This is a genomic window from Hyalangium gracile, assembly GCF_020103725.1.
In the GTDB taxonomy this organism is placed as follows: domain Bacteria; phylum Myxococcota; class Myxococcia; order Myxococcales; family Myxococcaceae; genus Hyalangium; species Hyalangium gracile.
In genome coordinates this window covers 550,860-557,722 of record NZ_JAHXBG010000004.1, presented here as the reverse complement: position 1 = coordinate 557,722, position 6,863 = coordinate 550,860, and the positions used below count along the sequence as shown (strand labels likewise).

The window sequence follows — 6,863 nt, the reverse complement described above, 5'->3', positions numbered from 1 at the left end:
GAACCACTGCTCGCTGAGCACCGCCTCGTGCCGCACCAGGAACTTGCCCAGCGTGCTGTGGTCCGGCTGCAGCCCATTACACACCCACCACGCCCCCACGTCCCTCACCGCCAACTGCTCCAACTCCCTCAGCGACCACTGCTTCAGGTGGATGCCATACACAATCAGCCCCAGCAGCACCCGCGGGTGCATCGGCGGCCGGCCTCCCGGCTTGTAACCTTGCTCCAGCGCGCTGAAGTCCAACTGCTCCAGCCACTTCTTGAGCTCTACCGCCGCCTTCAGCCCACTGCGCTCCAGGTACTGCTCCAGCGGCTCTTCTCCAATGAACATCCGCCTCTGGCCCTGCTGGAACCTCACTCCCCCGGCGCCTGCAGGCTGCGGCCGCTGGCTGGCTTCCGCCTCGAAGCCAAATCCCCTCTGCTGCGTCTCCGGCACCCCTCGCGCTCGCTTCGGCGTCTTGCTCGGCTCGTTCACACCCGCCTTCCAACCACGCCCTACCTTCCAAGTCGATCCCCTTGTTACCTACCTCCTACGTTACCCTACAGCTTATTTCGACAGGCTCACAAGCAGACCAGTTCGGCCAGGGTGCGGGCGAACCGGTACCCAACTGGTATGACAAGCAGACCAGTTCGGCCAAAATCTGCCCGGCAGCAGGGCGGACCGGACGCTGGGGCGAGCCAGTTCCTCTGCCCTTTCAGGTGGAGCAGCCTCTGTCGGGAGTCGCGAAGAGGCTTCTTCAGGCTTGGAGAGCGCTCGCGCGAGGCGTCAGGAGATCGCCTGGCGCCAGGCGGCGGACGGCTCGGCCAGGGCGCACCGCAGGACGTCCTCCGAGCGGAACCCATGGCCCGTGGAGCCCGGGCTGGCAATGTGGAGCAGCGTCGCCGAGAGCGCGTCGATGAGCACCGGGCGGCGCTGGTCCCCTGTCGGACGGCCCGTGCGGTAGTCGATCGGCAGGCCCCGGAGCTCCAGGCCCGTGTCACCCACGGTTGCCCCGCCCCGGATGCCCCGGCCGGCGAGCACCCAGCTGCTCTCGGGCCAGTGCTCCTTGCCGCTCGAGGTGCCGTAGGTGGGCGCCCGGCCGAACTCGCTGCCGAGGACGACCGTCGTCCGCTCGAATAGCGAGCCGTGCTCGGTGCGCACCGACTTCAGCGCATCGAGGAAGCGCGCGACGTCCTCCAGCGCGGGCACGAGCCGGCGCCGCTGGAGCGCCAGGTGCTCCTGGTGCGCATCGAGGTGAAGCGAAGCGGTGGAGACGGTGATGGCCCTGGCGAAGTTGCCCTGGAGGGCCTGGAGCGCGAGCTGGAGCTGAGGGCCCAGCACCGGATCCTGGAACCGCGGCTGGTGCTCCGCCGTGGCCACGAGCCGACCGAGCGCATCCTCCGACCCCTGTGCGCGCGAGCGGAGCCAGGCCCCGAGTTGCTCCGCTCGTGCCCGGGGATCCAGCAGCGCCTGGAGCAGCTCCGTGGAGACGATGGCGGACTCGAGGCCGTCCTCGGAGCCGAAGTCCTCCGGCGACTGTCCGAGCGCCAGGTGAGGAATGGGGGCATCCCCTGGGAGCGAGGCGCCGAGCAGCTCGCCCAGCCAGGGCCCACTGGCGGGAGCCTTCACCCGCCCGCGCTGCACGAAGCGCACACCGAGGGGGTGCGACACGGTGTCCGTCCGCACGCCGTGGACGAGGCACAGGTCGGTGTCATGCCGGATCAGCCCTCCCGCGAGCGGACCGAACAGGCGGTGCGTGCCAGCCAGCCGCTCGTCCGGGCGATAGCCGGGCTCGATGCGGTGGCCGGTGGCGGAGGCGTCCTTGGGATCCACCGTGAGGACACCATCGAGCCCACCCCAGAGCAGGATGTTCACGACGTACTGGCGCGGTGAGGAACCCAGAGGGCCTTCCCAGGCCGACACCTGTCCGGGAAGCAGCGTCCCGGCAGTCCCCGCCAGCGCGGCTCCGAGCAGGGAGCGTCGCGTGAATCGGCTCATGGTCCCCTCCCGACTTCAGGTGCTGCGGCTCCCAAGGATACAGGGTTTCCACCCCCAAGCGGTAACCGCCGGTGCATAGTGCGCGACATGTCGGGCCGCTCCATCCTGCTCGGGGTGCTCATTCCCTTCGTGGTCCTGTGTGCGCTGGCGCTCTGGCTCACCCGGCCGACGCCGCCCTCCTCCGCCCCTGAACCCGATGCGAGCACCGGGCTGCCCACGCCCTCCTCACCCGCGCCTGCTCGCACGGCCCCGCCGCAGCCCTCGCCGGTGGCGCCTCCGAGCCCTCCTGGTGGGACTCCGCCCTCCCCGCCTCCGTCCCGTACCTTCGGCGAAGGCTCGACACTTCCGTCCCGCTCCCCGCCGCCTCCTCCCGTCACCATCCCAGAGGCCGAGCCCCGCCAGGAAACCTCCACCGGCACGGTGGACAAAGAGGACGTGCGCCGGGCCATCCAGACGGTGGTGCCGCTGATGCGCCAGTGCTTCCAGGACGTGGCCGAGCGCTACGCCGGGCCCCAGTCGGTGACGCTGAGGTTCACCCTCGAGGGCCAGGGGCTGACGGGCCACTTCCGGGACGGAGAGGTGGTGGAGACCACCATCCAGGACCCGTTCGCCCTCTCCTGCTTCCTGGATTCCCTGCTGGATGTCCGCTTTCCGGCACCCCGAGGGGGGGGCAGGGTCACCATCACCTACCCCTTCCGCTTCATACCGGGTGCGGATGCTGGCCGTTGAGCCCCCCTTTGCGTAAGGTGCTCTCCGCCCCGCCGCATGCCCGACTCTCTCAGGTCCGCCTGACCCGCCCCGCATGCCCGCCACCATCGAACAGCTCGGTCCTCAGCACTCGGATGCCCTGCGGTCGTTCCTGGCCAAGGACTCGACGCACAACATCTACCTGCTCGGTCTCTTCGAGGAGTTCGGCATCGTCCCACGCGCCGGCCGGGCCCGGTTCGCCTTCCATGGCCGCTTCGACGGCAAGACGCTGACCGCGGCCCTCTTCGTGGGCGGAGATGGCGGGCTGGTGGTGCCCTCGGCGAGCGACCCCGCCTTCATCTCCGAGCTCGCCGAGAGCCTGGGCCCCCAGGTCCGGCTCCAGGCCTCGCTGGGCGAAAAGCCCGCGGTGGACGCGCTGGTGCGCCTGCTGGGCCACAACGCCAGGCCCAAGCTGTCCCGGGTGCAGCGCCTGTTCGCCGTGTCCGCGGATGACCTGGGCCCCTTCACCAACCCCACCCTGCGGCTGGCCCGCGAGGAGGATCTGCCCCGGCTGATGCCGCTGGCCCTGGGCGCCGTGCGCGAGACGATGGAGCGCAACCCGCTCGAGGAGGATCCGGACGGGTACGAGGCGCGCGTCATGCAGCGCGTGCGCGGCCGGCGCACCTACGTGCTGGAGGAGAACGGGGCGCTGGTGTTCAAGGTGGACATCGGCAGCCGCTCGCAGCACGGCGCGGAGCTGGAGGGCCTGTACACGGTGCCCCAGGAGCGCCACAAGGGGCACGCCACGCTGTGCCTGGGGCAGATCTCCCGGCACCTGCTGTCCTCGCTGCCGCGGCTGGTGCTGCGGGTGGACGAGAAGGACGAGAGCCTGGCCCGCATCGCGCGCAAGGTGGGCTTCCTGGCGGGCCGCGTGCACCGCCTGGTCCTCCTGGAATAGGCCCCACCCTCGCTCCGGTTGCCGTAGATTGTCGCGCGCCGCCATGTCTCGCCCCACGCCCAGCCGCCGCCCCCTCTCTGGTGAGGGCCCCGTCATCCTCCACTCGGCCACGGATCCGCGCTGGCTGCCGCAGGCGCTCGAGCGCTTCGACGAGGTGCTCGTCGACCATGCCCACTGCGAGAAGAAGGCCGCGGCGAACGCGCTCTCGATGATGCAGGCGTACCCGGAGCTGCCCGGCCTGCCGGCGCAGATGGCGCGGCTGGCTCGCGAGGAGAGCGCCCACCTGGCCCGCGTGCTGGACCTGATGGCCGCCCGCGGGCTGACGCTCACCAAGGACGCGGGCGATCCGTACGCCCAGGGGCTGCAGAAGCTCATCCGCACGCCGGCCGGAGAGCGGAAGGTGGACCGGCTGCTGGTGGCGGCCATCATCGAGGCGCGCTCCTGCGAGCGGCTCTCGCTGCTCGCCGAGGGGCTCGAGGATCCCGCCCTGCGCCGCTTCTATGGAGAGCTGGCCCAGTCCGAGGACGGGCACCAGTCCCTCTTCTACCGGCTCGCCGTGACGGCCGGCGGAGACGAGCCGGCGGTGCGCGAGCGGCTGGAGACGCTGCTGGCCCACGAGGCGCAGGTGCTGGTCTCCATCGGCGTGCGCGCCGCGATCCACTGATCCGAATCGGATCCGTGAGAGATCTAGCGTGGGTGGCGACGCGTCGGTATGGTTGCCGCTTCCCACCCCAGACTCGCGAGTCACTCCATGGCCGACAAAGCAGCGACCGGGCAGCAGCAGTCCGCAGATGAGATCCACCGCCTGTGGCAGCGCGGCAGCACCCAGGACCGCTTCCTCCAGACGCTGTCCAACCTCCTCGAGCAGATGTACCCGAACTCCAAGCTCGGCGTGCCGGTCACCCTGAGCACGGGCGGGATGCTCGTCTCCGGCCAGCTCATCAGCGCGCAGTGGTACTTCGAGCAGGTGGGCCAGCAGCTCACCCAGGCCCCGGCCCCCGCGCCCGCCTTCGCGAAGATCACCGAGCGCTTCGGCAAGGCCATCAAGTCGGCGCTCGACGCGAGCAACAACGGCGAGAACCAGAACTACGATCCCAACTTCGTCCACCTGATGGACGCCAAGTTCTACACCCCCGGCCAGCAGCCCATCCCCAGCCAGCAGGGCGGCATCCTCTGGCGCGGCCGCATCAGCGCCGTGGATGGCCTGACCATCGGCGGTCTGACCTCCGGCATGTAGCCGGCCTCATCGGCCCAGGGCCGGGAGGCGCTCCGCGCCAGGCACGCCGGGCGCTTCCAGGCCCGGCGCGTTCAGGCTGACCGGCACCCGGCCTCCTGGCGCCTCCGGCCCCTTGCCGTGGAAGGGCCACACCACCGGCACCACGAACACCAGGAAGGCCAGCAGCAGCGAGGTCAGCGGCGTGCCCAGCCGGAAGAAGTCCGTGAAGCGGTAGTGCCCCGGGCCGTAGACGAGCACGCAGCTCGGCTCCAGCGGCGTGATGAACGAGCAGCTCGCCGCCAGCGTCACGCCGATGGCGAACGGCCGCGCGTCCACGCCCAGCTGCGCCGCGGCGCTGACGGCCACCGGCAGCACCACCAGCGCCGCCGCCTGGTTGCTCATGGGCGCCGACAGCACGATGGTCAGCACCATCAACAGCGCCAGCACCGTGCGCGGCCCGCCATAGGCCCCCAGCTGCGCCACCATGTTCCCCAGGTACTTGCCGGCGCCGCTCACCTCCATGGCCACGCCCAGCGCCATCATCGAGCCGATGAGCAGCACCACGCGCCAGTCCACCCGGAAGGCGATGCGCGCGTCCACGCAGCCGGTGACGATCATCGCCAGCATCCCCGCCAGCCCCGCCACCGACATCGGCACCACCCCCAGCGAGCCCGCCGCCAGCGCCCCCAGGAAGAGGAACACCGCCAGCAGCGCCTTCGGATAGCGCGGCGGCTGGTAGTCCAGGTCGCTGAGCACCAGCAGCGAGGTGCCGTCGGCCAGCTCCGCCACGCGCGCGCGCGGCCCGCGCAGCAGCAGCACATCCCCCACCGACAGCGGCATGGCCGACAGCGACTGCTCGCCGAAGATGCGCCCCAGCATCTGCAGCTTGGTGAGCCGCTGGATGGCCGGCTTGCGGTGCAGCGCCAGCGCCACCAGCCCGTAGCGCTCGACGAAGAGCACCTCCTTCAGGCTGCGCCCCACCAGCGGGCTTCCGGGCGGCACGCTGGCCTCCACCAGCAGCATGCCCCGCGAGTCCAGCTCCGCATCCCCCAGCCTCACATCCGGGCGGATCTCGATGCCCTGCAGATCCTTCACCCGCATGATGTCCTCGCGCTTGCCCTCGACGATGATGCGCTCGTCGCCCACCAGCCGGTACGAGGGCATCGCCGGCGTGGCCTGCCCGCCCCGGACCAGGCCGATGACGCGCAGCCCCAGCCCCTCGGTGAGCTCGGCCAGCTCCTTGCCCAGGTACTGCGAGCCCGGGGGCAGCACCGCCTCCGTGAGGTAGTCGCGCAGCGACCACTCGCTCACCCCACCCTGCCCCACGCGCGCTGGCAGCAGCAGCGGCCCCAGCAGCACCACCACCAGGATGCCCAGCACCGCCACCGGCAGGCCCACCGGGGCCAGCTCCGCCACCCCGATGCCCTTCATCCCCAGCTTCTCCATGGCCGCCGAGGCCACCAGGTTGGTGGAGGTGCCGTACAGGAACACCATCCCCCCCATCATCGACGCGTACGCCAGCGGCAGCAGCACCTTGCTCTTGGGCACCTTGGCCCGGTGCGCCGCGCCGATGGCCACCGGCAGGAACGCCGCCGTCGTCACCGTGTTGGAGATGATGGACGAGAAGGCCGCCACCGCCCCCATCATCGCCAGCACGAACACCTGGTGCCCGTAGCGCGCGAAGAAGGCGAGCCGCTGCCCGATGAGCTGCACCACGCCCGTGGAGGCGAGCCCCTGCGTCATCGCCAGCAGGGTGAAGATGAAGATGACGGTGTCGTTGCTGAACCCCTCGAAGGCCTGCTCCGGCGTCAGCACCCGGGTGATGGCCAGCAGACACACCACGGTGAGTGAGCTCACCTCGATGGGAATCGTATCCAGGGAGAAGAGCACCAGCGCGACGACGACGATGGCCAGGACGATGGCGATGGACATGGGTTCGCCAGCAACGTGGGGGCAGGTGCGCCCAGGGGCGAGGCCTCGACGCAGTGCAGCGTCAGCTAATGAAAGCTCCCCTCCTGATAAGTG

7 protein-coding genes are annotated in these 6,863 nt (G+C 70.5%); 4 read left to right on the top strand and 3 right to left on the bottom strand.

Going from position 1 to position 6,863, the window contains the following annotated elements:
• Both KY572_RS11140 and KY572_RS11135 read right to left on the bottom strand, forming a co-directional pair.
• Positions 1-330: transposase (locus KY572_RS11140; RefSeq protein ID WP_224242535.1), on the bottom strand; the 330-nt coding region annotated here is incomplete at its 3' end.
• 435 nt (positions 331-765) lie between these two features.
• Positions 766-1,977: a DUF1501 domain-containing protein gene (locus KY572_RS11135; RefSeq protein WP_224242534.1), complete on the bottom strand. Its 1,212-nt coding sequence runs from the start codon at positions 1,975-1,977 to the stop codon at positions 766-768.
• 87 nt (positions 1,978-2,064) lie between these two features.
• On the opposite strand from KY572_RS11135, the gene KY572_RS11130 reads away from it, so the two are divergent.
• The 4 genes from KY572_RS11130 to gvpU all read left to right on the top strand — a co-directional run bounded on the left by KY572_RS11130 (position 2,065) and on the right by gvpU (position 4,859).
• On the top strand, positions 2,065-2,706 hold the full coding sequence (locus tag KY572_RS11130; RefSeq protein WP_224242533.1) for an AgmX/PglI C-terminal domain-containing protein: 642 nt from the start codon (positions 2,065-2,067) through the stop codon (positions 2,704-2,706).
• A 73-nt stretch (positions 2,707-2,779) separates the two neighbouring features.
• Entirely contained in the window at positions 2,780-3,622 is an 843-nt protein-coding gene (locus KY572_RS11125; RefSeq protein WP_224242532.1) for a GNAT family N-acetyltransferase, read from the top strand.
• A gap of 43 nt (positions 3,623-3,665) precedes the next feature.
• Entirely contained in the window at positions 3,666-4,286 is a 621-nt protein-coding gene (gene miaE, locus KY572_RS11120; RefSeq protein ID WP_224242531.1) for a tRNA-(ms[2]io[6]A)-hydroxylase, read from the top strand.
• An 87-nt stretch (positions 4,287-4,373) separates the two neighbouring features.
• Complete coding sequence (gvpU, locus tag KY572_RS11115) at positions 4,374-4,859, top strand: gas vesicle accessory protein GvpU (protein ID WP_224242530.1); 486 nt, start codon at positions 4,374-4,376, stop codon at positions 4,857-4,859.
• 6 nt (positions 4,860-4,865) lie between these two features.
• On the opposite strand, the gene KY572_RS11110 is transcribed toward gvpU, so the two are convergent.
• Positions 4,866-6,770 carry an SLC13 family permease gene (locus KY572_RS11110; protein ID WP_224242529.1) on the bottom strand — a complete coding sequence of 635 codons (1,905 nt, stop codon included), beginning with the start codon at positions 6,768-6,770 and terminating at the stop codon, positions 4,866-4,868.
• Positions 6,771-6,863 lie beyond the last annotated feature (93 nt).

Excerpts from the sequence above, each read along its gene's own strand:
- gvpU (WP_224242530.1), top strand. The coding sequence starts at position 4,374 with ATGGCCGACAAAGCAGCGACCGGGCAGCAGCAGTCCGCAGATGAGATC.
- KY572_RS11135 (WP_224242534.1), bottom strand. The coding sequence starts at position 1,977 with ATGAGCCGATTCACGCGACGCTCCCTGCTCGGAGCCGCGCTGGCGGGG.
- KY572_RS11110 (WP_224242529.1), bottom strand. The coding sequence starts at position 6,770 with ATGTCCATCGCCATCGTCCTGGCCATCGTCGTCGTCGCGCTGGTGCTC.
- KY572_RS11125 (WP_224242532.1), top strand. The coding sequence starts at position 2,780 with ATGCCCGCCACCATCGAACAGCTCGGTCCTCAGCACTCGGATGCCCTG.
- miaE (WP_224242531.1), top strand. The coding sequence starts at position 3,666 with ATGTCTCGCCCCACGCCCAGCCGCCGCCCCCTCTCTGGTGAGGGCCCC.
- KY572_RS11130 (WP_224242533.1), top strand. The coding sequence starts at position 2,065 with ATGTCGGGCCGCTCCATCCTGCTCGGGGTGCTCATTCCCTTCGTGGTC.